The organism is Pseudomonas sp. NPDC087358, assembly GCF_044900785.1.
GTDB lineage: Bacteria > Pseudomonadota > Gammaproteobacteria > Pseudomonadales > Pseudomonadaceae > Aquipseudomonas.
Map to the genome: position 1 here is coordinate 1 of NZ_JBJDOA010000015.1, position 25637 is coordinate 25637.

General features: G+C 60.2%; 24 protein-coding genes. 20 read left to right on the plus strand and 4 right to left on the minus strand.

What is annotated here, in order from left to right; genetic code table 11:
- Positions 1–212: 212 nt before the first annotated feature.
- Together ACI2KS_RS25590 and ACI2KS_RS25595 are read right to left on the minus strand one after the other, a co-directional pair.
- Positions 213–1433 (minus strand): CaiB/BaiF CoA transferase family protein, encoded by a 1221-nt coding sequence (locus ACI2KS_RS25590; protein ID WP_404623813.1) that lies wholly within the window; start codon positions 1431–1433, stop codon positions 213–215.
- 10 nt (positions 1434–1443) lie between these two features.
- The gene (locus ACI2KS_RS25595; RefSeq protein ID WP_404623814.1) at positions 1444–2625 is read right to left on the minus strand and encodes an acyl-CoA dehydrogenase; all 1182 of its coding nucleotides are present in this window, start codon (positions 2623–2625) and stop codon (positions 1444–1446) included.
- Between the two features lie 172 nt (positions 2626–2797).
- Here ACI2KS_RS25595 and ACI2KS_RS25600 point away from each other — a divergent pair, with 172 nt between their 5' ends.
- The 10 genes from ACI2KS_RS25600 (at position 2798) to ACI2KS_RS25645 (ending at position 12739) form a co-directional block, all read left to right on the plus strand.
- Complete coding sequence (locus tag ACI2KS_RS25600) at positions 2798–3694, plus strand: LysR family transcriptional regulator (protein ID WP_404623815.1); 897 nt, start codon at positions 2798–2800, stop codon at positions 3692–3694.
- Between the two features lie 436 nt (positions 3695–4130).
- A complete protein-coding gene (locus ACI2KS_RS25605; RefSeq protein ID WP_404623816.1) occupies positions 4131–5252 on the plus strand; it encodes a Re/Si-specific NAD(P)(+) transhydrogenase subunit alpha in 1122 nt (373 codons plus the stop codon).
- An 11-nt stretch (positions 5253–5263) separates the two neighbouring features.
- Positions 5264–5590, plus strand: coding sequence for an NAD(P) transhydrogenase subunit alpha (locus ACI2KS_RS25610; protein ID WP_062386518.1), 327 nt, complete (start codon positions 5264–5266; stop codon positions 5588–5590).
- Positions 5587–7032 carry an NAD(P)(+) transhydrogenase (Re/Si-specific) subunit beta gene (locus ACI2KS_RS25615; RefSeq protein ID WP_404623817.1) on the plus strand — a complete coding sequence of 482 codons (1446 nt, stop codon included), beginning with the start codon at positions 5587–5589 and terminating at the stop codon, positions 7030–7032. The genes ACI2KS_RS25610 and ACI2KS_RS25615 overlap by 4 nt, the downstream gene beginning before the upstream one ends.
- 188 nt (positions 7033–7220) lie before the next feature.
- Positions 7221–8714, plus strand: a complete 1494-nt coding sequence (locus ACI2KS_RS25620; protein ID WP_404623818.1) for an acetyl-CoA hydrolase/transferase family protein — start codon at positions 7221–7223, stop codon at positions 8712–8714.
- Between the two features lie 319 nt (positions 8715–9033).
- Positions 9034–9249 (plus strand): DUF1127 domain-containing protein, encoded by a 216-nt coding sequence (locus ACI2KS_RS25625; RefSeq protein ID WP_404623819.1) that lies wholly within the window; start codon positions 9034–9036, stop codon positions 9247–9249.
- Positions 9250–9697: 448 nt separating this feature from the next.
- Positions 9698–10015: a DUF2388 domain-containing protein gene (locus tag ACI2KS_RS25630; RefSeq protein WP_404623820.1), complete on the plus strand. Its 318-nt coding sequence runs from the start codon at positions 9698–9700 to the stop codon at positions 10013–10015.
- 104 nt (positions 10016–10119) lie between these two features.
- Complete coding sequence (locus ACI2KS_RS25635; RefSeq protein WP_404623821.1) at positions 10120–10425, plus strand: DUF2388 domain-containing protein; 306 nt, start codon at positions 10120–10122, stop codon at positions 10423–10425.
- Positions 10426–10460: 35 nt separating this feature from the next.
- Positions 10461–10781 (plus strand): DUF2388 domain-containing protein, encoded by a 321-nt coding sequence (locus tag ACI2KS_RS25640; protein ID WP_404623822.1) that lies wholly within the window; start codon positions 10461–10463, stop codon positions 10779–10781.
- Positions 10778–12739, plus strand: a complete 1962-nt coding sequence (locus ACI2KS_RS25645) for a DUF4105 domain-containing protein (protein ID WP_404623823.1) — start codon at positions 10778–10780, stop codon at positions 12737–12739. The genes ACI2KS_RS25640 and ACI2KS_RS25645 overlap by 4 nt, the downstream gene beginning before the upstream one ends.
- Before the next feature lie 208 nt (positions 12740–12947).
- On the opposite strand, the gene ACI2KS_RS25650 is transcribed toward ACI2KS_RS25645, so the two are convergent.
- Entirely contained in the window at positions 12948–13349 is a 402-nt protein-coding gene (locus ACI2KS_RS25650; protein ID WP_404623824.1) for a GFA family protein, read from the minus strand.
- 325 nt (positions 13350–13674) lie between these two features.
- Here ACI2KS_RS25650 and ACI2KS_RS25655 point away from each other — a divergent pair, with 325 nt between their 5' ends.
- The 10 genes from ACI2KS_RS25655 to ACI2KS_RS25700 all read left to right on the plus strand — a co-directional run bounded on the left by ACI2KS_RS25655 (position 13675) and on the right by ACI2KS_RS25700 (position 24341).
- Entirely contained in the window at positions 13675–14982 is a 1308-nt protein-coding gene (locus ACI2KS_RS25655; protein WP_404623825.1) for a CitMHS family transporter, read from the plus strand.
- 66 nt (positions 14983–15048) lie between these two features.
- A complete protein-coding gene (locus tag ACI2KS_RS25660) occupies positions 15049–15816 on the plus strand; it encodes a TerC family protein (RefSeq protein WP_404623826.1) in 768 nt (255 codons plus the stop codon).
- A gap of 352 nt (positions 15817–16168) precedes the next feature.
- Positions 16169–17812: a Na/Pi cotransporter family protein gene (locus ACI2KS_RS25665; protein WP_404623827.1), complete on the plus strand. Its 1644-nt coding sequence runs from the start codon at positions 16169–16171 to the stop codon at positions 17810–17812.
- A 67-nt stretch (positions 17813–17879) separates the two neighbouring features.
- On the plus strand, positions 17880–19262 hold the full coding sequence (locus tag ACI2KS_RS25670; RefSeq protein ID WP_404623828.1) for a M16 family metallopeptidase: 1383 nt from the start codon (positions 17880–17882) through the stop codon (positions 19260–19262).
- A 107-nt stretch (positions 19263–19369) separates the two neighbouring features.
- Positions 19370–19606: a hypothetical protein gene (locus ACI2KS_RS25675; RefSeq protein ID WP_404623829.1), complete on the plus strand. Its 237-nt coding sequence runs from the start codon at positions 19370–19372 to the stop codon at positions 19604–19606.
- A 3-nt stretch (positions 19607–19609) separates the two neighbouring features.
- Positions 19610–20785 (plus strand): DUF5924 family protein, encoded by a 1176-nt coding sequence (locus ACI2KS_RS25680; RefSeq protein ID WP_404623830.1) that lies wholly within the window; start codon positions 19610–19612, stop codon positions 20783–20785.
- A 10-nt stretch (positions 20786–20795) separates the two neighbouring features.
- On the plus strand, positions 20796–21965 hold the full coding sequence (locus ACI2KS_RS25685) for an MlaE family lipid ABC transporter permease subunit (RefSeq protein ID WP_404623831.1): 1170 nt from the start codon (positions 20796–20798) through the stop codon (positions 21963–21965).
- Entirely contained in the window at positions 21962–22768 is an 807-nt protein-coding gene (locus ACI2KS_RS25690; RefSeq protein ID WP_404623832.1) for an ABC transporter ATP-binding protein, read from the plus strand. Before ACI2KS_RS25685 ends, ACI2KS_RS25690 begins: the two co-directional genes overlap by 4 nt.
- Positions 22768–23706, plus strand: coding sequence for an MlaD family protein (locus tag ACI2KS_RS25695; RefSeq protein WP_404623939.1), 939 nt, complete (start codon positions 22768–22770; stop codon positions 23704–23706). The genes ACI2KS_RS25690 and ACI2KS_RS25695 overlap by 1 nt, the downstream gene beginning before the upstream one ends.
- Complete coding sequence (locus ACI2KS_RS25700; RefSeq protein WP_404623833.1) at positions 23703–24341, plus strand: ABC-type transport auxiliary lipoprotein family protein; 639 nt, start codon at positions 23703–23705, stop codon at positions 24339–24341. The genes ACI2KS_RS25695 and ACI2KS_RS25700 overlap by 4 nt, the downstream gene beginning before the upstream one ends.
- Here the strand turns inward: ACI2KS_RS25700 and ACI2KS_RS25705 are convergent.
- Positions 24314–25552: a nucleoside recognition domain-containing protein gene (locus ACI2KS_RS25705; RefSeq protein WP_404623834.1), complete on the minus strand. Its 1239-nt coding sequence runs from the start codon at positions 25550–25552 to the stop codon at positions 24314–24316. The two genes, ACI2KS_RS25700 and ACI2KS_RS25705, sit on opposite strands and share 28 nt — an antisense overlap.
- Positions 25553–25637 lie beyond the last annotated feature (85 nt).

Consider the following 25637-nt stretch of genomic DNA (forward strand, 5'->3'; position numbering starts at 1 on the left):
GCGCTTCCTCGCTGCTTACTTCGTCCAACTCTTTGATTCTCAAGGAGTTTTCCGTTTCGTCTGCGCCGGAAGTGGGGCGAATTATAGACAGATCCGGAGGGGCGTCAACAGTTAATTTCCGGTTTCGGCAGAAAGACTGAAATACCTACATAATCAATCGGTTCCTGCTGTTTATATAGGGACGCATCAACGCCCTAGCTATATAGACAGGCTTAAAGGACCCCTGCCTCGCGCAACGCCATCACGGCCTCATCCGACAGCCCCAAAACGCCCGTCAACACTTCCAGCGTGTGCTCACCCAATAGAGGCGGCGCCCGACGATACTCCACAGGCGTTTCAGACAGCCTGATAGGGCTCGCGACCTGAGGCACCGTTCCGCCCAGCGCATGAGGTAACTCAACCTTCAGGCCCCGCGCCTGCACTTGGGGATCGGCAAACACCTGTGCTACGTCATTGATAGGACCGCACGGCACGCCCGCACGCTCCAGCGCCGCCACCCACTCTGCCGTCGTCTTGAACACAGTGGCCTGACGGATGAGCGGCACCAACTCCGCCCGATGCGCGACACGCTGCTTGTTCGTGACAAAACGCGGATCATCGGCCCACTGCGGCTGGCCCGCCACCTGCGCAAACTTGCGGAACTGGCTGTCATTGCCCACCGTCAGGATGAAATCGCCATCGGCCGTAGGAAAGTCCTGATAGGGGACGATATTCGGGTGAGCGTTACCCAGACGCCTCGGCGAGATGCCCGTGGTCAGGTAATTCATTGCCTGATTGGCCAGACACGCCACCTGTACGTCCAGCAACGCCATATCAATATGCTGGCCCATACCTCCCTGATCACGATGAGCCAGCGCCGCGAGGATGGCGGAGGTCGAGTACAGCCCGGTGAGAATATCGGTCAGCGCTACACCGACCTTCACCGGCCCGGCGCCTTCGTCCCCCTCAGGGCGACCTGTCAGACTCATCAGGCCACCCAGCCCCTGGATCATGAAGTCATAACCGGCGCGCCTGGCATACGGCCCGGTCTGGCCGAAGCCGGTAATCGAGCAATAGATAAGCCGCGGATTCTCGGCCTGCAGCGACTGGTAGTCCAGGCCGTAGGCTTTGAGCCCGCCAACCTTGAAGTTCTCGATGACGATATCGGACTTGGCCGCCAGTTCGCGCACCAGCTTCTGACCCTCTGGACGCGTGAAGTCGATAGTGACCGACTGCTTGTTGCGGTTTGCCGACAGGTAATACGCGGCCTCGGAGGTATTCTCGCCCCGAGGATCCTTGAGAAACGGTGGCCCCCAGGCGCGAGTGTCATCGCCATTGCCCGGGCGCTCGATCTTGATCACGTCGGCGCCCAGGTCTGCAAGAATCTGCCCGGCCCAAGGCCCGGCCAGCACCCGGGACAAGTCCAGCACACGCAAATGCGATAGCGCGCCCATGGCAGGCTCCTTAATAGAACGCCTGAATACCGGTCTGCGCGCGACCCAGGATCAGCGCATGTACGTCATGGGTCCCTTCATAAGTGTTAACCACTTCCAGGTTGACCAGATGACGGGCAATGCCGAACTCGTCGGAGATCCCGTTACCACCGAGCATGTCCCGCGCCATGCGAGCGATGTCCAGGGACTTGCCGCAGGAGTTGCGCTTCATGATCGAGGTGATTTCGACCGCAGCCGTGCCTTCGTCCTTCATGCGCCCCAGCCGCAGACAACCTTGCAGCGCCAGGGTGATCTCGGTCTGCATGTCAGCCAGTTTTTTCTGGATCAGCTGATTGGCCGCCAACGGACGCCCGAATTGCTGGCGGTCTAATGTGTACTGGCGCGCGGTGTGCCAGCAGAACTCGGCAGCACCCAGCGCGCCCCAGGAGATGCCGTAGCGGGCCGAGTTCAGGCAGGTGAATGGGCCTTTGAGACCGCGCACATCCGGAAAGATGTTTTCTTCAGGGACGAATACGTTATCCATCACGATCTCGCCGGTGATGGACGCACGCAACCCCACCTTGCCATGGATGACCGGGGCACTCAGGCCTTGCCAGCCTTTCTCCAGGACGAAGCCGCGGATGTCGCCAGCGTCGTCTTTGGCCCAGACCACGAACACGTCAGCGATCGGGCTGTTGGTGATCCACATCTTGCTGCCGCTCAGGCGGTAACCGCCTTCGACTGTCCGGGCGCGGGTAATCATCGCACCAGGATCCGAACCGTGGTTCGGCTCGGTCAGACCAAAGCAGCCGATCCATTCGCCGGAGGCCAGCTTGGGCAGGTATTTCTGCTTTTGCGCTTCGGTGCCGAACTCGTTGATCGGCACCATCACCAGCGATGACTGCACGCTCATCATCGAGCGGTAGCCCGAATCGACACGCTCCACTTCACGGGCAATGAGGCCGTAGCACACGTAATTCAGGCCACTGCCACCGTATTGCTCGGGAATGGTCGCGCCCAGCAGGCCAACGTCGCCCATCTCACGGAAGATCGCCGGATCGGTCTGCTCGTGACGAAACGCTTCGAGCACGCGAGGAGCGAGCTTGTCCCGGGCGAACTGTTCGGCGCTGTCACGCACCATGCGCTCTTCTTCAGTGAGCTGCTGGTCCAGCAACAGTGGATCGATCCAGTTGAAGCTTGCCTTGGCACCCATGACGTTCTCCTCGCGAATGATGCCCCGGACGATGCCGGGAAAAGTCGTGGGCTGATCCTAGGCGTGCAACAGCACCACCGCAAACGAGGATTTCGCATGGTGTTGTGCTAATTTCTCACTCCGTAACAGCGCAAGCAGCGAAATATTCCCTTCAAGAGTGAGGTTGACGTACATGCGCCGCAAGATACCCAGCACCGCCGCGCTGGTCAGCTTCGAAGCTGCGGCGCGTCACGAGAGCTTTACCAAAGCCGCCGAGGAATTGTCCCTCACCCAGAGCGCTATCTGCCGACAAGTCGGCAGCCTGGAGGAGTTCCTCAACGTGGAGCTGTTCCGACGCTCACGCAGGGGCGTAAAGCTGACGGAAGCGGGGCTTTCCTACAGCCGCAGGGTCGCCATGCAACTCGACGCGGTTGAACGAGACACGCTGTCGGTGATGGGCCATCAGGGCGCCAACGTGATCGAACTCGCCGTTGTCCCGACCTTCGGCACCCAGTGGCTGTTACCGCGACTCAAGGACTTCCAGCAGCAGCACCCGGACGTCACCATCAACCTGACTAACCGCACTCGGCCCTTCCTGTTTGCCGATACCGATTTCGATGCGGCGATCTATTTCGGCGACGCCGATTGGTCCGGGACCCAATCCCATCGTCTGATGAGCGAAAACCCGATGCCGGTGTGCAGCCCGGCACTGCGAGGCAAACATGACGTGCTCAGCCCTGGCGCCCTCGCTGAGATGCCGCTGCTGCAACAGACCACAAGACCCTACGCCTGGCGCCAGTGGTTCAGTTCGATGGGGATAAGCGTGGCACGCGACATGACAGGTCCGAGATACGAGCTATTCTCCATGCTCGCCCAGGCAGCCATGCATGACATGGGGGTTGCACTCATTCCGCCATTTCTGATTCAACGCGAGCTGGCAGAAAAGCGCTTGGTCGTCGCCAATCCTCACGCCCTGTCGAGCGTGAAAGCCTATTATCTGATGATTCCAGAGCGCAAAGTGGAATCAGCGTCGCTCAAAGCCTTCCGTGACTGGCTGGTGAATCAGGCTGAAACCTACGCCCTGCCTTGATTTGCGCCTCAGGCCGGCGAATACCTGACCCTGTAGTCAATTCCTTAGAAAACCTACAGATATCTTTATTTGTCGCATTTAAGCAACACCCGTGTGCTGAATCGAAAACATGCTGCACGCTATGTATGACGTGGGCTGTAGCCTTATTCAGTACCATTCTCTCGATAGATAGGAAAAAAACTTCAAACCGCCACTACCGCGCTACAAGCCTTTATTACTAAGGCTTGTAGCGTTTCGGCGCGTCAAACGGTCACAGGGTGACATGTAGTTAATGTGGCGTCGCGTTACAGATTTCCTTGAAGGCCCTTTGTTAGACCTGCAAAATGCCGCGCCCCGCCTTGTCTTGCGGGGACGTGGTGATCGCTGCCCCAGACGCGCCATCCGCAGTGCGCTGGCCTATTTTCAAAAGATAAAAAGATCACGCAGGAGATTTGACGTGCACATTGGTGTTCCTCTCGAAACCCAGACGGGTGAAACGCGGGTTGCTGCAACCCCGGAAACCATCAAGAAGCTCATTGGCCAGGGACATAAGGTCACCGTCCAGTCGGGCGCCGGCATTACCGCCAGCGTTCCGGACAGTGCTTATGAAGCGGCGGGTGCTTCAATTGGCAGCGCTGCCGATGCCCTTGGCGCCGAGCTGATCCTCAAAGTCGTCGCACCCAGCGACAGCGAACTGACTCTGATCAAGACGGGCGCCGTTGTCGTCGGCATGCTCAACCCCTTCAACAACGAGACCATCGCCAAGCTGGCCGAATGCGGAATTACCGCTTTTGCCCTCGAAGCGGCGCCGCGCACCTCACGCGCGCAAAGTCTCGATGTGCTTTCTTCGCAAGCCAACATTGCCGGTTACAAATCGGTACTGCTGGCGGCGCATCATTATCCGCGCTTCATGCCGATGCTGATGACCGCTGCCGGTACGGTCAAGGCTGCACGGGTGCTGGTCCTCGGTGCAGGCGTTGCCGGCCTGCAAGCAATCGCCACGGCCAAACGGCTTGGCGCAGTGATCGAGGCGTCCGACGTTCGTCCTGCGGTGAAGGAACAGATCGAATCCTTGGGCGCCAAGTTCGTCGACGTGCCTTACGAGACTGACGAAGAGCGCGAAGCGGCTGTAGGTGTTGGCGGTTACGCACGTCCCATGCCGGCCAGCTGGATGCAGCGTCAGGCGGTTGCCGTTCATGAGCGTGCCAAACAGGCAGACATCGTGATCACCACTGCGCTGATTCCTGGCCGCAAGGCGCCGGTACTGCTGAGCGCTGAAACGGTCGCGCAGATGAAACCGGGCTCGGTGGTCATTGACCTTGCCGCGGCACAAGGCGGCAACTGCCCGCTGACGGTCGCCGACCAAGTGGTGATCGAGCATGGCGTGACCATCGTCGGCCACACCAACCTGCCGGCCATGGTCGCTGCCGACGCGTCGGCGCTTTATGCACGCAACCTGCTGGACTTCCTGAAGCTGGTGTTCAACAAGGAAGGCCTGTTCGAGATCAACCTGGAAGACGACATCGTCGCCGCGTGCCTGATGTGCCGCGACGGCCAGATCGTGCGCAAGAACGGCTGAGGATAAAAACAATGGAAGACATGCTGATCTCTCACGGCGTCTACAACCTGATCATCTTCGTGCTGGCGATCTACGTCGGTTATCACGTGGTCTGGAACGTCACCCCGGCGCTGCACACCCCTTTGATGGCCGTGACCAATGCCATCTCGGCGATCGTCATCGTCGGCGCCATGCTGGCCGCTGCCCTGACCGTCACCCCACTGGGCAAGACCATGGGCACCCTGGCGGTGGCTCTGGCCGCCGTCAACGTGTTCGGTGGCTTCCTGGTCACCCGGCGCATGCTGGAAATGTTCAAGAAAAAGGCTCCGAAAGCCAAAGCTGAGGATGCCAAGCAATGAGCATGAACCTCGTTACCCTGTTGTACCTCGTTTCAGCGATCTGCTTCATTCAGGCTCTCAAAGGCCTGTCACACCCCACCACCTCGCGTCGCGGCAACCTGTTCGGCATGCTCGGCATGGGCCTTGCGGTGCTGACCACCATCGGCCTGGTGTTCAAGCTGGCCGCACTGTCCACCGACGGCGCCAGCGCGGGCATCGGTTACATCATCATCGGTCTGCTGGTCGGCGGTACCGCCGGTTCGATCATGGCCAAGCGCGTTGAAATGACCAAGATGCCGGAACTGGTCGCCTTCATGCACAGCATGATCGGCCTGGCAGCTGTGTTCATTGCCATCGCCGCCGTGGTCGAGCCGCAGTCGCTGGGGATCGTTGCGCATCTGGGCGATGCGATTCCTGCGGGCAACCGTCTGGAACTGTTCCTCGGCGCGGCGATTGGTGCGATCACCTTCTCCGGTTCGGTCATCGCCTTTGGCAAATTGTCTGGCAAGTACAAATTTCGCCTGTTCCAGGGCGCACCGGTACAGTTCGCCGGACAGCACAAGCTGAATCTGATTCTGGGTCTGGCGACGCTGTTCTTCGGTATCACCTTCATGCTCACCGGCAGCCTGTTCGCCTTCAGCCTGATGCTGATCCTCGCGTTCGTCATCGGCGTGCTGCTGATCATCCCGATTGGCGGCGCCGACATGCCGGTGGTGGTGTCGATGCTCAACAGTTATTCAGGCTGGGCGGCGGCGGGCATTGGCTTCTCGCTGAACAACTCGATGCTGATCATCGCAGGCTCGCTGGTCGGCTCTTCCGGCGCAATCCTGTCGTACATCATGTGCAAAGCCATGAACCGCTCGTTCTTCAACGTGATCGGCGGCGGCTTCGGCGGTGCGACAGACGCAGGCGCGGCGGCCGGTTCCAAGGAAGCACGCCCGGTGAAATCCGGCTCGGCTGACGACGCGACCTTCCTGCTGACCAACGCTGACACGGTGATCATCGTCCCCGGCTACGGCCTGGCGGTGGCCCGTGCCCAGCATGCCCTTAAAGAGCTGACCGAGAAGCTGACCCACCGCGGCGTGACCGTGAAGTATGCGATCCACCCGGTGGCCGGTCGTATGCCGGGCCACATGAACGTCCTGCTGGCCGAGGCCGAAGTGCCCTACGATCAGGTGTTCGAGATGGAAGACATCAACTCCGAGTTCGGCCAGGCAGACGTGGTGCTGGTGCTCGGCGCCAACGATGTGGTCAACCCCGCAGCGAAGAACGACCCGAAATCACCGATCGCCGGCATGCCGATCCTGGAGGCCTTCAAGGCCAAGACCATCATCGTCAACAAGCGCTCGATGGCCAGCGGCTACGCTGGTCTGGACAACGAACTGTTCTACCTCGACAAAACCATGATGGTTTTCGGCGACGCCAAGAAAGTCATCGAAGACATGGTCAAGGCTGTCGAGTAAACGCTCTAGACCGCAGCGAAGCGAACCCTCGGCGCGTGTATCGGCTGAGGGTTTTTTGCATCTGGCGTAACAGTGTTTTGTCTTCAAACCCGCTAATTAGAGCCCTCGAATGCGACCTTGGTAGCGGGACGAAAAAATATCAAATCTCTAGACTGCGCATTCGCTTCCCCGTCCCGAGATAAAAAATCATGCACCGTGAACGTATCCGTCGGCCTTCCCTGATGAGCAAGATAATGAGCGCGGCCGATGCCGCCTCCCTGATCAAGGACGGCATGACCGTCGGCATGAGTGGCTTCACCCGCGCAGGCGAGGCCAAGGCCGTGCCCAGGGCGCTGGCCGAACGCGCCAAGGCGCATCCGCTGAAGATCAGCCTGATGACCGGCGCAAGCCTGGGTAACGACCTGGACAAGCAACTGACCGAAGCGGGCGTGCTGTCCCGCCGCATGCCGTTTCAGGTCGACAGTACTTTGCGCAAGGCGATCAACGACGGTTCGGTGATGTTCATCGACCAACACCTGTCCGATACCGTCGAGCAATTGCGCAACCGCCAGATCAAGCCGGTGGATATCGCGGTCATCGAATGCGTGGCGATTACTGAAGAAGGCCATCTGGTACTCAGCACTTCCGTGGGCAACTCTGCCAGTTTCGCGATTCTGGCCGATCAGGTGATCGTCGAGATCAACCTTTCACAGCCGCTGGAGCTCGAAGGCCTGCACGACATCTATATACCGACCTATCGCCCGACCCGCCTGCCGATTCCGGTACTCAAGGCTGACAGCCGCATTGGCAGTCAGGCGGTAAAGATCGATCCGGCAAAGATTGTCGGCATTGTCATCAGCGACCAGACCGATTCCCCCTCCAGCGTCTTGCCCGCCGACAGCGAAACCCAGGCTATCGCAGGGCACCTGGTTGAGTTCTTCAAGAATGAAGTGCGCCACAAACGCCTGACCAATCAGCTGATGCCGCTGCAGGCGGGAGTTGGGACCATTGCCAACGCGGTCATGACCGGCCTGATCGACTCGCCGTTTCACGGCATGGCGATGTACTCCGAAGTGCTGCAAGACTCCACGTTTGACCTGTTCGAAGCGGGCAAGCTGGATTTCGCCTCGGGATGCTCCATGACCCTCTCGGAGCGCAAGCATGATTCGGTGTACAACCACCTGGAGCAGTACAAACCCAAACTGTTACTGCGCCCACAGGAAATTTCCAACCATCCCGAGGTCGTACGGCGCCTGGGCATCATCGGCATTAACACGGCGCTCGAGTTCGACCTGTATGGCAACGTCAACTCCACCCACGTTGGCGGCACGCGAATGATGAATGGCATCGGCGGCTCGGGCGATTTCGCGCGTAACGCACACCTGGCAATCTTCGTCACCAAGTCCATTGCCAAGGGTGGGGCCATTTCCAGCGTGGTGCCGATGGTCAGTCACGTAGACCACACCGAGCACGATGTAGACATCCTCGTCACTGAAGTCGGCCTGGCGGATCTGCGCGGGCTGGCGCCGCGTGAACGTGCTCGGGTGATCATCGACAACTGTGTTCACCCGGCGTACCGGGAAGCCCTGAATGATTATTTCCGCAGAGCCTGCGCCATCGGCGGGCATACCCCACACGTGCTGCGCGATGCACTCAGTTGGCACCTGAACCTGGAAGAGACCGGGCGCATGCTGGCCGTTTGAAAAAACAGTTTTGAATTGGCGGCGACCTTTCGTCGCCACTTTTTGGCTGCTGGAGGCAAAATTGGCAAAAAGTGTACTGCTGTACCGGTCTATTCGGACGACGAAAAGCTGGTTTTCACCGTTTCAGCGCACAAAACGCACCATATTTGTGCCGACCGATACAGTTGCCCCACAAAAGCACAAAACAGTGCCTTGCTACAGTTAACTGGAGCAGCACAATACAAGTGAACTGTGTCTGGAGAGAGCAGGGCAACGAGAGGAAGATGGGTACCAATCAAGCCACTATCTAATCCCGCCATAAGCGGAAGGAAGAAGCACCATGGAACGCACCCTCAGTTCCGAACTGTTCTACGAAGAAACCGCAAAATCCGCTCAAGGCTCGTTGCCGCTGCGTATGTTCGCCAACCTGATGCTCTGGCAGCGTCGTCTGTCCAGCCGCCACCAGCTGGCACGTCTGGATGCTCGTCTGCTGGCTGACGCCGGTATCAGCGAATCCCAGCGTTACGAAGAGCTGAGCAAGCCGTTCTGGCGCTAAGTTAGCGTCTGCTGGTCCAAGGCCAAGAGCCTCTCACCAGCAACCCGAATTGTTCAAACAAGGCCCGTCGCAGGAAACTGCTGACGGGCCTTGTGGTTTCTGGCGTGTGCAAAACGCCTCGTTGCAGCACGGCTTGCCGGCGGGTCCGATCCCACGGTCGCTACCGTCAGCAAGCCGTGCTGCTAAACGAGCGCTTTGTACAAATCCCGCAATCGGCCGGGAGCAGTACAATCTTATTAACTTACAATTAGACCGATACAGTTGGGGTTTTCCGCGGGGTCGGGCGCAATTAGAACGCTTCTCTGAGGCAGCTGGCCTTTAGCCGTGATAGTCCTCTATACCCCTGTTACGCTAGTCTTGCCCCACCTTTCAGCCCATCGCTTGCGAGACAGCTCTGCTCATCGCCAGATTTGCGCGTGTGGTTTCAATCGTTTCCTGGAGTTAAAACATGTCTCGCCTTCGTTTATTGAGTGCAGCTGCTTTGTTGATCGTGGCAACGGGTGCTCAGGCTTCCAGCTTCGTGGTCACCACAGACACCATCGTTCGTGCGCTGGATGCATCGTCCAACGCCACGTCGAAAATCTCCTCCTCGTTCCATGACGACAAGATCGTGCTGGCCGCACGCGATGACGCCGCCAGCTTCGTTGCAAGCCAGGGCGACATCCGTGGCGTACGTCTGGAAGGCGCGTTCCAGCACATCCGTGAAGTAGCGCCAGGCCTGCAGGCTTCGGACGCACAGTTGGCACAGGCGATTCTTGCCATCTGATTCAGCGTTGTGACAGCTTCACAAGCGCTGCCCCGGCATACGGACTAGCTCTGGCCGGGGCGTTGCGCTAGCCTTGCGGCTCGTTTTGCACATACCGAAGACTCATGCATTCATTGTCTCGCCTGTTGATTGCGACGACTGCCAGCCTGATGTGCATGACCCAGGCTCAAGCATTCGACGTAACCACGCAAAGCCTGATCAAAAGCGGGTACGCCACCAGCCAGGTGACGACCGGGCCTTTCGATAACAAACTGATACTTGCCGCCCAGGATGATGCTGCAGCGTTCATAGCCAGTGATGGCCAACTGCGAGGAGCACAGCTGGAGTCCGCGTTGATGTATCTGCGTCAGACCCAACCAAAACTTCATGCCAGCGACCTTGAACTGGCGCAGGCAATCCTCGTCCAATAACCACTTTTGCATCTTCTGTATTTTGGAGACGTTACATGCGTACCCCGCTGATCGCCGCCGCCCTCGGCCTGCTGTTGCTGGCTGATATGGCGCAGGCCCAAACCTTGAAGGCCACCAGTAATATTGTCGTTCGGGCGCTTGGCCGCAGTATTGATTTCACCTCCGACACCACCTCATCGGTGCGCAACTGGAAAGTTGTCGTAGAAGCGCAGGATGATGCCGCCAGTTACGTCGCCACCAACGGAGACATCCACGGAGCACAACTGGACGCCGCGTTTTCCACCTTGCGCGAGCGCTTGCCAGAAGCTCGCAATGCCAGTGACCAGGAACTCGCCGAAGCCATCCTCGCACTGTGAGGCGAATAGCCGTCTGGCTGCTGGCGTCGGCGCTGTCGCTGATCTGCAGCAGTGCCTTCGCCGACCTGAGCCTGTCGCTGTACACCGATGGGCTCAACCCTGCACAGCGCAAGGCCAGCCAGACGCTGCTCGACGAAGCAATGGCGCATCTGCCGCCCATGTTCACCCGCAAACTGGACCGCAAGGTCGAAGTGCGCTGGACCGATGACATGCCGGCCAATGCCTACGGGCGCGCAGACGGCCCCTATCGGCTGGACCTCAATGAGCACCTGCTCGCCGGGTTGACTGACGGCAGCGCAGCGACCACCAGAACCAATCGTCCCCATGGCACTGTGCGCGAGGAAATGCTCGCCACGGTGCTGCACGAGCTGACCCACATTTATGATCATGCGCAGCTGTGGTCACCTGAAGACCGCAAGCTGATCATCGCCTGCAGGCGTCAGGGCAACAGCGTGGGCAAGATCGGCCTGCGTGACAGTTGCCGTGGGCAGACCGATCGCCGTTTTACCCTGAGCGATGACCCGCGCCTGCTGGATCTTGCCGGCTGGCCACAATACGTCGGGCGGCGAGGGGAGCGCGAGGCGCGCAACGGCCAGGTCGCGCGCAGCCCGGACATCTACGAAATCAGCAGCCCGCTGGAATTTGTCGCCGTGAACATGGAGTACTTCCTCCTCGATCCGTCCTATGCCTGCCGTCGTCCAGCGCTGTATGACTACTACAAACAGTTGTTCAACTGGGCGCCGGCCGCCAGCGAACAATGCCCGACGTCTTATCCATACCTCAACGCCGGCAATGACTTCGCCCGCGAGCCACTGGGCAAGCTCGACCCCGAGCGCGTGTATGAGGTCGATTACCTGCTCGCCGAGGCCAACCAGAATCTGGTGAGCCGCTGGGGCCACAGCATGCTGCGCCTGGTGATCTGCAAACCGGGGCGCCCTCGTGGGCCGGACTGTCGGCTGGATCTGGATCAGCACCTGGTGTTGTCCTATCGCGCTTTCGTCAACGATTTGCAGTTGTCCAGCTGGAGCGGGCTGACCGGCGCCTACCCGTCGCGACTGTTCGTCTTGCCACTCGGTCAGGTGATCGACGAGTACACCAAGACCGAACTGCGCAGCCTGGCATCGGTGCCACTGAAACTGTCGCGCCAGGAGATAGACGGGCTGGTACAGCACGCCGCCGAGATGCACTGGGCTTACGACGGCAACTACTGGTTCCTGTCCAACAACTGCGCGGTGGAAAACCTCAAGCTGTTGCGCAGTGGCACCAACGATCCAAGGCTTGCAGGCCTGGACAGCATCATGCCCAACGGTTTGCTCGAAGTGCTCAAGGGCAGGGGTCTTGCCGACACCAGCGTGCTCGACGATCCAAAGAAGGCGTTGCGTCTGGGCTATCGCTTCGACTCCTACCGCGACCGCTATCAGGCGATGTTCAATGTGCTGCTCAAGACCACCGATGTGAAACAGGCCACCGTGGAAGACTGGCTCGCGCTTTCAGCGAAGGAACGGCGTCCTTATTTCGCCCAGGCGGATCTGCGCACCAGCGCGGCGATGCTGCTGCTGGAGCAGGCCGGTCAGCGTCGCCAGCTGTTGCTGGCCCAGGACGAGGTCAAACAGCGTTACCTCAGCGCAGTCGAGAAGAAGGACAACGGCGTATCCAGGGCCACGGGTACATTGCAGGACATTCTGGCCAACAGCGGCTTTCTCAGTCGCCCGGCAGAATTGCTCGGCAGCGGTGGATATGGTTTGCCACAGGAAGGCGAGTGGACCCGTCTGGAAGCAGAAAGCAGCCAGCGTCAGAAGCAGCTGCAACGGCTCAGCGGCGACCTGGACAAAGAGGTGAGGGCACTGCTGGAACCTGACCGCGCCGCGGAGATTGCCGCCACCGAGGAAAACCTCAAGCAGATCGGCGAGCACTTGCGGGCACTGCACAAAGCCGCGGGCGGGATTGAGTTGCCGTGAAGGCGAACGCCGGTTTGCTTTTGGTTCCGGCCGAAGGCCGTGGGAGCCTAGCTTGCTGACGATCTGCTGCCAAGCGGCAGCAGATTTGGGCACTCCATCCTGACAGACCGAATCCCGTCAATGATCTCGCTGCCGGTTCCCGGCAGATCGCTGGCAAGCCGAGCTCGCACGTCCTACGGGCAGAAACGGGTCGGCGTCCGCGCAGAAGCTAGAGGGACTCTTCCCGCTCACCCGGCAACTGCTCATCCAGATGCAGCCACGGCAAGCGGCTGTCGGTCCAGATATGCCGGTCCGCAGGCGTCAGCTCGGGATGGTCGAGCGTGGCAATGGTGATGTCCATCGTCTGCGGGCTGTTGCGGCTGAACAAGGCGACGTGCGCCCCGCAGTTATTGCAGAAATAACGCACGCAAGTGGGGCCGGAATCATACGCAGCAGGGCTGCCCGCCAGCCACTTGAAGGCCTCCAACGGCACGCTGACCCAAGTCATCACGATACCGCCTGAAGTCCGTCGGCAAATCGAACAGTGACAATGAGCGATATCGCGCACAGGCGCATTGAGCTGGTAGCGCAGATTGCCGCAATGGCACCCGCCGGTATGCATTTCACTCACGGTCGTTCTCCTGTTCGTGTTTAACGTCTGACTGCCTCTTGGCGTAATAGCTTCATTTTTCCTTTCGCGATCAACGGATCTGCGACGAAAGCTGGCTGAAAGCTAAGCCCTTTAGCATCCCCCCACCGCCGGCAACAGACCGGTCAAGCCAGGACGAACGCTATTGACGTTCGCCGGCCCATCTACAACAACAATTCGGTGATTCTGATGCTTGCTTGTCCTTTGCTGCACCCCTCGTTTACTCCCCGACTCCATGCGCCGCTCGTCCTGAGCTGATTGCCTCGTCTCGTCCGTTCCCACGTCGCGTAACGCCCGGAGTATTTCTATGTTGACCTTCCTCGGCTTTGCCATGGTCGTCGCCTTCATGTACCTGATCATGAGCAAGCGCCTGTCAGCGCTCATCGCCCTGATCATCGTGCCCATCGTCTTCGCTCTGTTCGGCGGCTTCGCTTCCGACATCGGTCCGATGATGCTGGCCGGCATTACCAAGCTCGCGCCGACCGGCGTGATGCTGATGTTCGCCATTCTCTATTTCGCCCTGATGATCGACTCCGGCCTGTTCGACCCGGCGGTGCGCAAGATCCTCAAACTGGTCAAGGGCGACCCGGTCAAAGTCTCGGTCGGCACTGCGGTGCTGGCGCTGGTGGTTTCGCTGGACGGTGACGGCGCCACTACATACATGATCTGCGTAGCCGCGATGCTGCCGCTGTACAGCCGCCTGGGCATGAGCCCACGGATCATGGCTGGTCTGATCATCCTGGCCGGTGGTGTGATGAACATGACGCCATGGGGTGGCCCGACGGCTCGCGCCGCCAGTGCGCTGCATGTCGATCCGTCCGATATTTTCGTGCCGATGATTCCGGCGATGCTCGCTGGCGTGATCGCGATTCTGGTCATCGCCTATTGCTACGGCAAACGTGAACGCGCGCGTCTGGGCGAGCTGCATCTGCCGGGCGATGAGGTCGATCACAGCGAAATCAGCGTCTCGCAATTCCCCGATGCCCGCCGGCCCAAGCTCATCTGGTTCAACGGCGCGCTGACCCTGGCGTTGATGGTGACCCTGATCATGGGCCTGCTGCCGCTGCCGGTGCTGTTCATGATTGCCTTCAGCATCGCGATGATCGTCAACTACCCTTGCCTGCAAGCGCAGAAAGACCGCGTCTCCGCCCACGCCGGGAGTGTGCTGGCGGTGGTTGGACTGATCTTCGCTGCCGGTATCTTCACCGGCATCCTGTCCGGTACCGGCATGGTCGATGCAATGTCGAAGAGCCTGCTGGCCGTGATTCCCGACGCGATGGGGCCATATCTGGCGGTTATCACGGCGGTGGTGAGCATGCCGTTCACCTTCTTCATGTCCAACGATGCGTTCTACTACGGCGTGCTGCCGGTACTCGCCGAGGCCGCCGCGCATTACGGCATCAGCCCGGTGGAAATGGCACGTGCCTCGATCGTCGGTCAGCCCGTCCACCTGTTGAGCCCACTGGTGCCTTCGACTTACCTGTTGGTGGCGCTGGCCGGTATCGAATTCGGCGATCACCAGCGCTTTACCCTCAAGTGGGCGGTGCTGGTCTGTGTGTGCATACTGGCCGCCGCACTGCTGATGGGGATCTTCCCCGCGTTCAGCAGTCTATAAGGCGAACGAACTCTCTCGCTGGCGCCTGCGCGGCAGCGAGATCAAACAAGCTCAAAGGAATACGTAATGGAATGGCTGACCAACCCTGAGATCTGGGTTGCTTTCTTGACGCTGACTGCCCTGGAGATCGTTCTGGGCATCGACAACATCATCATGATCTCGATTCTGGTCAGCCGCATGCCCAAGTCGATGCAACCGCGCACGCGGATCTTCGGCCTCGCACTGGCCATGGTCACGCGGATCCTGCTGCTGCTGTCGATCACCTGGGTCATGCGCCTGACCGACGATCTGTTCGTGGTGCTCGGCCAGGGCATCTCCGGCCGCGACCTGATCCTGTTCTTCGGTGGCCTGTTCCTGTTGTGGAAAAGCTCCCAGGAGATTTACCACGGCATGGAAGGCGAAGAGGAGCAGCTGGACGAGCCCAAAGGCAAGGGCGGGATATTCCTGTACACCATCATCCAGATTGCCATCATCGACATCGTGTTCTCGCTGGACTCGGTGATCACCGCCGTCGGCATGGTCTCCCACGTGCCGGTGATGGTCGCCGCGATCATCGTTGCGGTCCTGATCATGATGCTGTGCGCGGGCGTGATCAGCGATTTTATCGACAAGCACCCTTCGCTGAAGATGCTGGCGCTGTCGTTCCTGATCGTCGTGGGCACCGTGCTGATCGCCGAATCCTTCGATGTGCATGTGCCTAAAGGCTATGTGTACTTCGCCATGGCGTTCTCACTGGCGGTTGAAGCGATCAACATCAAGATGCGCACCTCGATGGCCAAAAAGAAGGCAATGAAGGATCCTGTGAAACTTCGCAAGGACGTTCCGGGTCAATAATCACCGATGCGTTGGCAGGTGAAAGAAAACGGGGCGTGATGAATGCCCCGTTTTTCGTTCCGGGCTCGGGCCGCAAGGGTAGAACGTCCCCGTAGCACTCCGGGTTGCGGGCGTAAGCCCATGAAGTACGTGTCAAACCGCTCAAACACCTGATTTGTTACAGATTTGTTTCAAGAAAGAATCTGCTGTGCCATTCTGGCAATAAGGCCTCTGGCCGACTAAAGCTTTAGCTGAGCGTGCTCATCACGACTATGCCCAAGCGCCTTCGCTCGCTACACGCTGTACTTTCAACCTTTGCCCATTGGGCGCCGGCCATTGTGGTCCGCCGGGCAATTAACAGGGGGCTTTCCGTATGCTGACCCTGCTCGATTTGCTTTCTGCCGTCGCGCTGTTGATCTGGGGCACACACATCGTTCGAACGGGCATCCTGCGCGTGTACGGCTCGCAGCTGCGGCGCGTGCTCAGTCAGAACATGTCCAAACGCCCGCTGGCCTTTGTCGCGGGGATCCTGGTCACCGCAGTGGTGCAGAGCAGCAACGCCACCGCCATGCTCGTGACGTCATTCGTCGGCCAAGGCCTGATGAGCCTGACGCCTGCCCTGGCGATCATGCTCGGTGCGGACGTCGGTACCGCAGTGATGTCGCGAATCCTCACCTTTGATTTGTCGTGGCTGTCGCCGCTGCTGATCTTCCTCGGGGTGATTTTCTTTCTCTCGCGCAAACAGACCCGGATCGGTCAGCTCGGGCGCGTCGGTATCGGCCTGGGCCTGATCGTGCTGGCGCTGCAGCTGATCGTCACCGCCGCCGCGCCGATCACTCAGGCCGCCGGGGTCAAGGTGCTGTTCGCTTCATTGACCGGCGACCTGCTCCTCGATGCTCTGGTCGGGGCCATGTTCGCGCTGATCTCCTACTCGAGCCTAGCCGCTGTGTTGTTGACCGCGACCCTGGCCGGTGCCGAGATCATCAGTCTGCCGGTGGCCATTGGCCTGGTGATCGGTGCCAACATCGGCAGCGGCTTGCTGGCGTTCCTGAGCACCAGCATGCAGAACGTCGCCGGGCGCCAGGTTGCCTTGGGCAGCCTGCTGTACAAGCTGATCGGCCTGTTGCTGATCATTCCGGTGCTGACCCCGCTGGTGAACTGGATGGACACCCTGGCGGTGAGCCCGTCGAGCCTGGTGATCAGTTTCCACGTCATTTACAACTCGCTGCGCTGCCTGATCATGCTGCCAACGGTCGGTCCGATGGGCCGTCTGTGCGCCTCGATTCTGCCGCAACAGGCCGAGGTCAATGGCCAGACCAAACCCCGGCACCTGGACCTCACCGCGTTGGCCACACCCAGTCTGGCGCTGGCCAATGCCGTTCGTGAAACCCTGCGCATGGGCGATCTGATCGACAGCATGCTCAACGCCATGCAGGAGGTGCTGCGTGGCAACCAGACGGCCGTAACCCAGGAAGTCCGGCGTCTGAATGACGACGTCGAGGTCCTGTACAACGCGATCAAGCTGTATCTGGCGCAAATGCCGCGCGAAGACCTGAGCGATCAGGACAACCGCCGCTGGGCCGAAATCATCGAGCTGGCGATCAACCTGGAACTGGCCAGCGGGTTGATCGAGCGTATGCTGCGTAAGGTCCAGCAGCAGAAGACTTCGCAGCGCCGGTCGTTTTCTGACGTCGGCCTGGAAGAGTTGTCCGGGTTGCATGAGCAACTGATGGCCAACCTGCGCCTGGGGTTGTCGGTATTCCTCAGCGGCGATCCGGAAAGCGCGCGCCAGCTGCTGCGCGAGAAACGTAGGTTCCGGGCACAGGAACGGCGTCTGGCCCACGCCCATGTCAGCAGACTGCAACGCAAGATCGTGCAGAGTATCGAGACCAGTTCGTTGCACCTTGAGCTGATCGCTGACATGAAACGCCTTAATTCAATGTTCTGCAGCAGCGCCTATGCCGTTCTTGAAACCACCGACACTGGGGCCTTGTCCAGCGAGAACCAGACCGAATAATCGGGCTGAACGCCAGGGCCGGACTGAAGTCTGTTACACATACCGGCCCGCAAGGAAGCCCGTTTTTATGCGTTGCCTGCTGTTCGTCTGTTTGTTTCTGACATCCCTTCCATCCATGGCCTTCGACCGCTTCCAGGTGGAGGGCTATGTGTTGCCCAACGGTTTGCAATTGCTGCTCAAACCGGGCGAAAAAGGCCATGTTTCGATTCGTCTGGTGGTGGGCATCGGTTTCGACGATTTCCCGTGTGCCGACAAGGAGCTGCCGCACCTGCTCGAGCACTTGCTGTTCAGTGGCATCGACAATTCTGGCGAGGGCGGCCTGGAGCAGCAGATGCAGACGCTGGGCGGGGAGTGGAATGCGTTCACCAGCAACACCGACACCACCTTCGTGATCGAGGCGCCTGCGCAAAACCAGCGCAAGGTCCTGGACCTGCTGCTCAATGTGCTGACCCACACCCAGATCAGCCAGGCCAACCTGGACACCGCCAGACGTATCGTCGAACGCGAGGACGGCGGGCACTATTCTCACCTGCAGCGCTGGCTCGACAAACGCGATCTGGGCCACAGCGCCAGCAATCAACTGGCGGTGGAGCTGGGCCTCAAATGCCCGGAGCGGCCGGAAGTCGATCACCTGACCCTGGATCAGATCGAGACCATCCACGACAACTGGTATGCGTCCAACAACATGACGTTGATCATCGTTGGCGAGCTGGACAAATTATTGCCTGCCTACCTTGAGCGCACTTTCGCTCAACTCAATGCGGTCGACCCGACCGAACACCCCCCGCTTGCAACCATCAACCAGAAAGCCGATCCCGAGCGCACCCTGGTTCGGGGTGCCCTGGGCGACGGCGCCAAATTGCACCTTATGTTTACCGAGCCGGACATGGGCGAGCAGCACGACGAGACCTGGGATCTGGTGAAGGCTTATCTGGATTGGGCGCTGTACACCGAGCTGCGGCTGGACAAGGGTTACTCCTACGGCCCGTGGGCGGACCGCGAAGCCTTCGGCGATACCGGGTTTCTGAGCCTCAACGCCGACCTGGCCCGCGACGATGTCGGTGCGGCGGTGGCATCTGTTCGCTCGATGCTGGAGCGGCTGCGCAAAGAGGGCATGGACCCGGCGACATTCGCCCGCCTGCAGCAAGCCTCGATCGCCAAACAGGCCTGGGCTGTTCAGGGTAACAGTGCCCTGGCTGACTACTACTGGGGCGCCTTGAATGACTACGATGACGGCCGCTTCGAAGACCCGGCCAAACGCATTCGCGGCGTCAGCCTGGACCTGGCCAACCGAGCGATGCGCCAGCTGCTGGCTCAGCCGGGGTACCTGCGCATCGAAGAGCCGCTGCTCAGTTATGACGAACTGTATGAGATCGGTGTGGCGCTGATTGTGCTGGCGGCGCTGCTGATCTTCTGGCGCTGGCGCGTGTATAAAAAACGCCCGCTTTGAGGGTTGTGCAAGGTCCTTGTGGCATTCCGGCTCGCCGGTGGTAGCGATTTCAAGGCCGCTGCCGCCGGCAAGCCGGACTGCAACAGATCAAATGTGCACGGGCTCTTTTGATTCTGGCCGAAGGCCGTGGGAGCGTGGCTTGTCTCGCGATCTGGCGCGAAGCGGCGGCAAAACCATTCGGTTTCGCCATGCCAGGCACAATGGATTTGCAGCGTTTTTGTCGGTTCCGGCAGATCGCCGCCAAGCCGGGATCCACACCTTCGGCAGAAACGGTTTGCATGCACGTAGAAGCGGTGATCATTGGTATCCTTCCAGGGTTTTTTTTCTACAGCGAAAGTGAATAACGAATGCCGGACTTGAACGCCCTCATGCAGAACTCCCACGTACAACGCGTACTGGAGTTCATCAAGCGCTACCCGGGGCTGATCGCATTCTTCGGTTTCTGCTCCGGCATCGGCAGTTTCATCCTGGTCGACCGCCAGGCCAAGCTGGCCACCTGGATCGCCGTGATCATGCTGATCAGCTGGATCTGGCTGATGGTGGAAAACAGCGCCGTCGCACTGATTGCCAGAGTGTTCAAGCGCGAGATTCCTCAGCCGCTGCTGCGCTACGCCACGCAGATGATCCACCAGGAAAGCCTGTTCTTCGTGCTGCCGTTCTTTTTCGTCACCACCACCTGGAACAGCGGCCAACTGGCGTTTACCGGCTTGTTGGCGGCCGCCGGGCTGATCTCGATCACCGATCCGCTCTATTACAAATGGCTGGCCCCACGCCGCTGGCTGTTCATGGCGCTGCACACCCTGACCCTGTTCGCCGCCTTGCTCACCGCGCTGCCGATCATTGTCCACCTGACTACCGCCCAGAGTTACAAGCTGGCGCTGGTCACCGCAATGCTGTTGTCCTTCCCGAGCCTGGCGTCGAGCTTCCCGATCAACAGCTGGAAACGCGGGCTGGGCCTGGTCCTCATGACCCTGGCCATTGGCGGCGCGGGCTGGATGCTGCGCTCATGGGTACCACCGGCGACGCTGTGGCTGACGGAGGTGGCCGTGAGCACCAGATTCGATAACCAGAATCGCACCCCTGGTGAGAGTATCCAGGAGATCGGTGTCAACCAACTGCGTAGCTCGGGCCTGTATGCGTACACCTCGATCAATGCACCGCGTGGCCTGGACGAACGGATTTATCACGTCTGGCGGCACAATGGCGAAGAGGTTGACCGAATCGCTCTGGACATCCATGGCGGACGCAAGGAAGGCTATAGGGCCTGGACTCACAAACAGAATTTCCCGCCAGATGTGCTCGGCAAATGGCAGGTAAGGGTGCTCACTGAGGATGGCCAGATGATCGGCGTTTTACGCTTTGAGGTTACCGATAGCGACCAGCCTGCGCTGACCCGCAAAAAGATCACTCCGGCGGGTCTGAAGCCCGGCGCAGACACGTTGAGCCCGGACGAGTCGAACGCGGACAAGGCTGATGACAACACGCCAGCCCAGGCCCCATCCGATCCTGTCAAAACCAACTAAGCTCGTCGCTATGACCCCACTGACCCACCTGGCTACCGGCGCACCCAAGGTTTCGGGAAGCGTCTCACTGGATACTTCGACCAGTCCCACGCAGCTGTGGATTGCCGGAGACTGGACGCTCGCCCATTACCACGAACTCAAGCGCCAGACCGACGCCTTGAGCGACGGTTTCGGCCCCGGCACGCAAGTGGACATGAGTGACCTCGGTGCGCTGGACACCGCCGGTGCCTCATTGCTGGTTGAACTTCTGGGTGCCCAACGGCTGCGTTTGTTGGCGGTTCAGGCACCCAATCTGCCCGAATCCAGTCGCGCTTTAATGCAGACGATACAAAGCGCGCTCGCCGATTACTGCCAGCCGTTGAAGGATCCTGAAGTCGCTGTCGGCACACAGCTGCTCGCGCGTATCGGCTCAGCCGTTGAAGTGATCTGGAACGATACCTTGCAGTTGCTGGGTTTCGTCGGGCTGATATTGCAAACCCTGGTGACGACCCTGTTCCGCCCCAAGCGCTGGCGCACGACTTCGGTCATTGCCCACATCGAGCAGATCGGCCTGGACGCCGCGCCCATCGTGGCCCTGCTGACCTTCATGGTCGGCGCCGTTGTGGCGTTTCTGGGCGCTACCGTCCTCAAAGCCTTCGGCGCGACGATTTTCACCGTCGATTTGATCGGCTTTTCGTTCCTGCGGGAGTTCGCCGTGCTGCTGACCGCGATTCTGCTGGCGGGGCGCACGGCCAGCGCGTTCACTGCACAAATCGGCTCCATGAAGGCCAATGAGGAGCTTGATGCTCTGCGCACGTTGGGCCTCAGTCCCACCGAACTTCTGGTCTTGCCTCGCGTGCTGGCATTGCTTATCTCACTGCCGATGCTGACGTTTCTGGCGATGATCTGCGGCATCGTTGGCGGCGGGGTGGTCTGCGCCTTGTCGCTGGGCATTTCACCGGCGATGTTTCTTTCCCTGATGCAGGCCGACATCGGCGTACAGCATTTTCTGGTGGGCATCGTCAAAGCGCCGATTTTCGCGTTCTTCATTGCGGCCATTGGCTGCCTGGAAGGCTTCAAGGTCGAGGGCAGCGCCGAATCGGTGGGCGCACACACGACATCGAGCGTGGTGCAGTCGATCTTTGTCGTTATCGTGCTCGATGCGCTGGCGGCGATGTTCTTCATGGAGCTTGGCTGGTGACCAAACGTTGCGTTCTACCCAGCGAAACGGTGATACAGGTGCGCGGCCTGTGCAATCGCTTCGGGCCGCAAGTGGTGCACGAGCATCTGGATCTGGACCTCTATCGGGGGGAGATTCTCGCCGTGGTTGGCGGTTCTGGCAGCGGCAAATCGGTGCTGCTGCGCAGTATCGTTGGCTTGCAGCGCCCGGCCGAGGGCAGCGTTCGAGTATTGGGCCAGGACCTGCTGAATCTGCCCGACAAGCCACGCTCCGAGGTTGAGCGACGCTTCGGGGTGCTGTTTCAGAAAGGCGCGCTGTTCTCGTCGCTGACCATCACCGAGAACGTCGCCTTGCCGCTGATCGAGCATGCAGGCCTGAGCCGCGATGAGGCCGAACATCTGGCCGGCATCAAGATGGCGCTGGCCGGCCTGCCCCTGTCGGCCGCCCATAAATTTCCCGCATCGCTGTCCGGAGGCATGGTCAAGCGTGCGGCGCTGGCCCGCGCCCTGGCGCTGGATCCCGACATCCTGTTTCTCGACGAACCCACCGCGGGGCTCGACCCGATTGGCGCGGGGGCGTTCGACCAATTGATTCTGACCCTGCGCGATGCGCTGGGCCTGAGTGTGTTCATGGTGACCCACGACCTGGACACCCTGTACACCATCACCGACAGGGTCGCTGTGCTTGCACAGAAACGAGTACTGGTGGCCGACAGCATCGACAAGGTGTCCGCCTACAAGGACGCCTGGATTCACGAATACTTTCATGGCCCGCGCGGCCGATCGGCCTATGCAGCGGCCACCCACCCACACGAGGTCTCATGATGGAAACCCGCGCCCATCACGTATTGATTGGCCTGTTCACGGTCATCGTGGTCGCCGCCGCGCTGCTCTTCGGCCTCTGGCTGGCCAAATCAAGCGTCGACACCGCATTCAAGGATTATCAGGTGGTGTTCAACGAAGCCGTCACCGGGCTGTCCCGTGGCAGTCCGGTGCAATACAGCGGAATCAAGGTCGGCGATGTGGTGCAGCTGCGCCTTGATCCCCAGGATCCACGCCGAGTGCTGGCGCAGATCCGGGTTGCCGGAGAAACACCGATCAAGCGCGATACCTTTGCCAAGCTCGCCCTCAACGGCATCACTGGCACATCGATCATCCAGCTCAGCGGCGGCACGCCCCAAAGCGAAGAACTCAAGGGCGAAGACGGCAGTCTGCCGGTGATCATTGCCTCGCCGTCTCCCATCTCCCGGCTGCTCAACGACAGCAACGACTTGCTGACGGGGATCAATACGCTGCTGCACAACGCCAACGAACTCCTGTCGTCCAAGAACGTTCTGGCGCTGAGCAAGACCATGGAGCATCTGGAACAGACCACCGGGGTAATTGCCGACCAGCGCGACGATATTCGCCAGACCCTCAAGCAACTGCTGGCGTTGAGCAAGCAGGCAAGCACAACGCTGGACCAGACCACCACCGCGATGCGTAACGCCAACCTGTTGTTCACGGTTGACGGAAAGCAAGCGATCGCGACCGGTCAGGCGGCCATGCTGTCCTTGCAACAAAGCACCGACACCATCAACCAGCTGATCAAGGCCAACAAGGGCTCGGTCGACGGCGGCCTGCAGGGGCTGGGCGAACTCGGCCCGGCGATTCGCGAGCTGCGTGAAACGTTGTCATCGCTGAAAACCATCTCGCGCGGCCTGAACGCCAACCCGAGCGGCTATCTGCTCGGTAGCGACAAGAACAAGGAGTTCGAGCCATGAGGCTTGCCGGTCACCCATTTACCCGACTGCTGCTGGCCAGTGCCCTGTTGTCACTGGGCGCGTGTTCAATCCTGCCCAAGCCAGAGCCTCTGGACGTCTATCGCCTGCCAGCGACATCCACGCCCAGCAAAGCGGCGACGCCAGCACCCTGGTCCTTGCGCGTGGTCAAGCCCAAGTCCAGTGAAACCCTGGACAGCCCACGTATCGCGGTCATCCCTCAGGGCGACGTCATCAGCAACTACAAAGGTGCGCGCTGGAGTGATCCGGCACCGGTGCTGCTGCGCAACCGGCTGACCGACGCGTTCTACCGCGACGGCCGTGTGCAGTCGATCAGTACCGACGACAGCAACCTGCAGGCTGATTTCGAATTGGGCGGGGAGCTACAGGCGTTTCAGAGTGAATATCGCGGCGCGACCATCGAGGTGGTGATTCGCCTGGACGCGCGACTGTCTGACGATCGCCAGCGGATCGTCGCCAGTCGCCGCTTCGAAGTGCATCAGCCGTTGGGCGATAAGCAGGTCTCAGCCGTGGTGGCGGGCTTCGGGCAGGCCAGCGACAGGCTGACCGCCCAGGTGGTGCAATGGACCCTGGAGCAGGGTCAGAAGCGTTATACCGCCGAGCCGAAGAACCAATAGCACACGGCAATGGCTGCGATCACACCGGCCAGCTCGGCCAGCAATGCGCAGCCCACGGCGTGGCGCGCCCGCTGAATGCCCACTGCGCCGAAGTACACCGCCAGCACGTAGAACGTGGTCTCGGTACTGCCCTGAATGGTCGCCGCCACAAGCGCCGGGAAGCTGTCCACGCCTTGGGTTTTCATGGTTTCGATCAGCATCGCCCGCGCGGCGCTGCCGGAGAAGGGCTTGACCAGCGCGGTGGGCAGCGCATCGACGAAGCGGGTATCCAGACCCATCCACTGGATCACATGACGGATACCTTCCAGTGCGATGTCCAGGGCGCCCGAGGCACGCAATACACCGACGGCGCAAAGCATCGCCACCAGATACGGCAGCAGGTTTTTGGCGACATCGAAGCCTTCCTTGGCGCCCTCGACGAACGCTTCGTAGACCTTGACCTTGCGCAGCGCGCCAACCACCAGAAACAGCATGATGATGCCAAACAGGGTCACGTTGCCCAGCACCGAGGACAGGCTTGCCAACGCGGTAGCCGAGAGCCCGGCCAGTACCGCCATGAAGCCGCCCAGCAGCAACGCCCCAGGTATCAGATAGGCCAGCACCACCGGGTCCCACAGACGCAGGCGCTGCATGACGGCCACCGACAGCAGACCGACCAGGGTCGATGCGCTGGTCGCCAGCAGAATCGGCAGGAATACCAGGGTCGGATCCACCGCACCTTGCTGAGCGCGGTAGACGAAAATGGTCACCGGCAATAGCGTCAGCGAGGAGGCGTTGAGCACCAGAAACAGGATCTGCGCATTACTGGCGACCGTCTGGCTCGGGTTGAGCTCCTGCAAGGCGCGCATGGCTTTGAGGCCGATGGGCGTTGCGGCGTTATCCAGCCCCAAGGCATTGGCGGCAAAGTTGAGGGTGATCAGGCCCAGGGCAGGGTGGCCGGACGGCACTTCCGGCATCAAACGGCGAAACAATGGCCCAAGGACCTTTGCCAGCCAGTCGACGATACCGGCCTTCTGGGCAATATTGAGAAAACCGAGCCACAAGGTCAGGGTGCCGAACAGGACAACCATCACCTCTACCGAGAGCTTGGCCATGGCGAAGATGCTTTCCACCATCGCGGCAAAAATGCCGGAGTTGCCCCCTATCAGCCACTGAGCCAGTGCGCAAACCGCTGCGACCACAAAAAAACCAAGCCATAGGCCGTTGAGCATCGGTAAATCCCCTCGCAAGATGCGGCGATGATAGCGGCGGGCGCGTAAACAACAAACCCCAGGGGCACACTCGATACTCTGTAGG

Bases quoted from the DNA above. Each gene is read 5' to 3' on its own strand.
- ACI2KS_RS25590 (WP_404623813.1), bottom strand. From the start codon at position 1,433: ATGGGCGCGCTATCGCATTTGCGTGTGCTGGACTTGTCCCGGGTGCTG.
- ACI2KS_RS25595 (WP_404623814.1), bottom strand. From the start codon at position 2,625: ATGGGTGCCAAGGCAAGCTTCAACTGGATCGATCCACTGTTGCTGGAC.
- ACI2KS_RS25600 (WP_404623815.1), top strand. From the start codon at position 2,798: ATGCGCCGCAAGATACCCAGCACCGCCGCGCTGGTCAGCTTCGAAGCT.
- ACI2KS_RS25610 (WP_062386518.1), top strand. From the start codon at position 5,264: ATGGAAGACATGCTGATCTCTCACGGCGTCTACAACCTGATCATCTTC.
- ACI2KS_RS25615 (WP_404623817.1), top strand. From the start codon at position 5,587: ATGAGCATGAACCTCGTTACCCTGTTGTACCTCGTTTCAGCGATCTGC.
- ACI2KS_RS25620 (WP_404623818.1), top strand. From the start codon at position 7,221: ATGCACCGTGAACGTATCCGTCGGCCTTCCCTGATGAGCAAGATAATG.
- ACI2KS_RS25625 (WP_404623819.1), top strand. From the start codon at position 9,034: ATGGAACGCACCCTCAGTTCCGAACTGTTCTACGAAGAAACCGCAAAA.
- ACI2KS_RS25630 (WP_404623820.1), top strand. From the start codon at position 9,698: ATGTCTCGCCTTCGTTTATTGAGTGCAGCTGCTTTGTTGATCGTGGCA.
- ACI2KS_RS25635 (WP_404623821.1), top strand. From the start codon at position 10,120: ATGCATTCATTGTCTCGCCTGTTGATTGCGACGACTGCCAGCCTGATG.
- ACI2KS_RS25640 (WP_404623822.1), top strand. From the start codon at position 10,461: ATGCGTACCCCGCTGATCGCCGCCGCCCTCGGCCTGCTGTTGCTGGCT.
- ACI2KS_RS25655 (WP_404623825.1), top strand. From the start codon at position 13,675: ATGTTGACCTTCCTCGGCTTTGCCATGGTCGTCGCCTTCATGTACCTG.
- ACI2KS_RS25660 (WP_404623826.1), top strand. From the start codon at position 15,049: ATGGAATGGCTGACCAACCCTGAGATCTGGGTTGCTTTCTTGACGCTG.
- ACI2KS_RS25665 (WP_404623827.1), top strand. From the start codon at position 16,169: ATGCTGACCCTGCTCGATTTGCTTTCTGCCGTCGCGCTGTTGATCTGG.
- ACI2KS_RS25670 (WP_404623828.1), top strand. From the start codon at position 17,880: ATGCGTTGCCTGCTGTTCGTCTGTTTGTTTCTGACATCCCTTCCATCC.
- ACI2KS_RS25680 (WP_404623830.1), top strand. From the start codon at position 19,610: ATGCCGGACTTGAACGCCCTCATGCAGAACTCCCACGTACAACGCGTA.
- ACI2KS_RS25685 (WP_404623831.1), top strand. From the start codon at position 20,796: ATGACCCCACTGACCCACCTGGCTACCGGCGCACCCAAGGTTTCGGGA.
- ACI2KS_RS25695 (WP_404623939.1), top strand. From the start codon at position 22,768: ATGGAAACCCGCGCCCATCACGTATTGATTGGCCTGTTCACGGTCATC.
- ACI2KS_RS25700 (WP_404623833.1), top strand. From the start codon at position 23,703: ATGAGGCTTGCCGGTCACCCATTTACCCGACTGCTGCTGGCCAGTGCC.
- ACI2KS_RS25705 (WP_404623834.1), bottom strand. From the start codon at position 25,552: ATGCTCAACGGCCTATGGCTTGGTTTTTTTGTGGTCGCAGCGGTTTGC.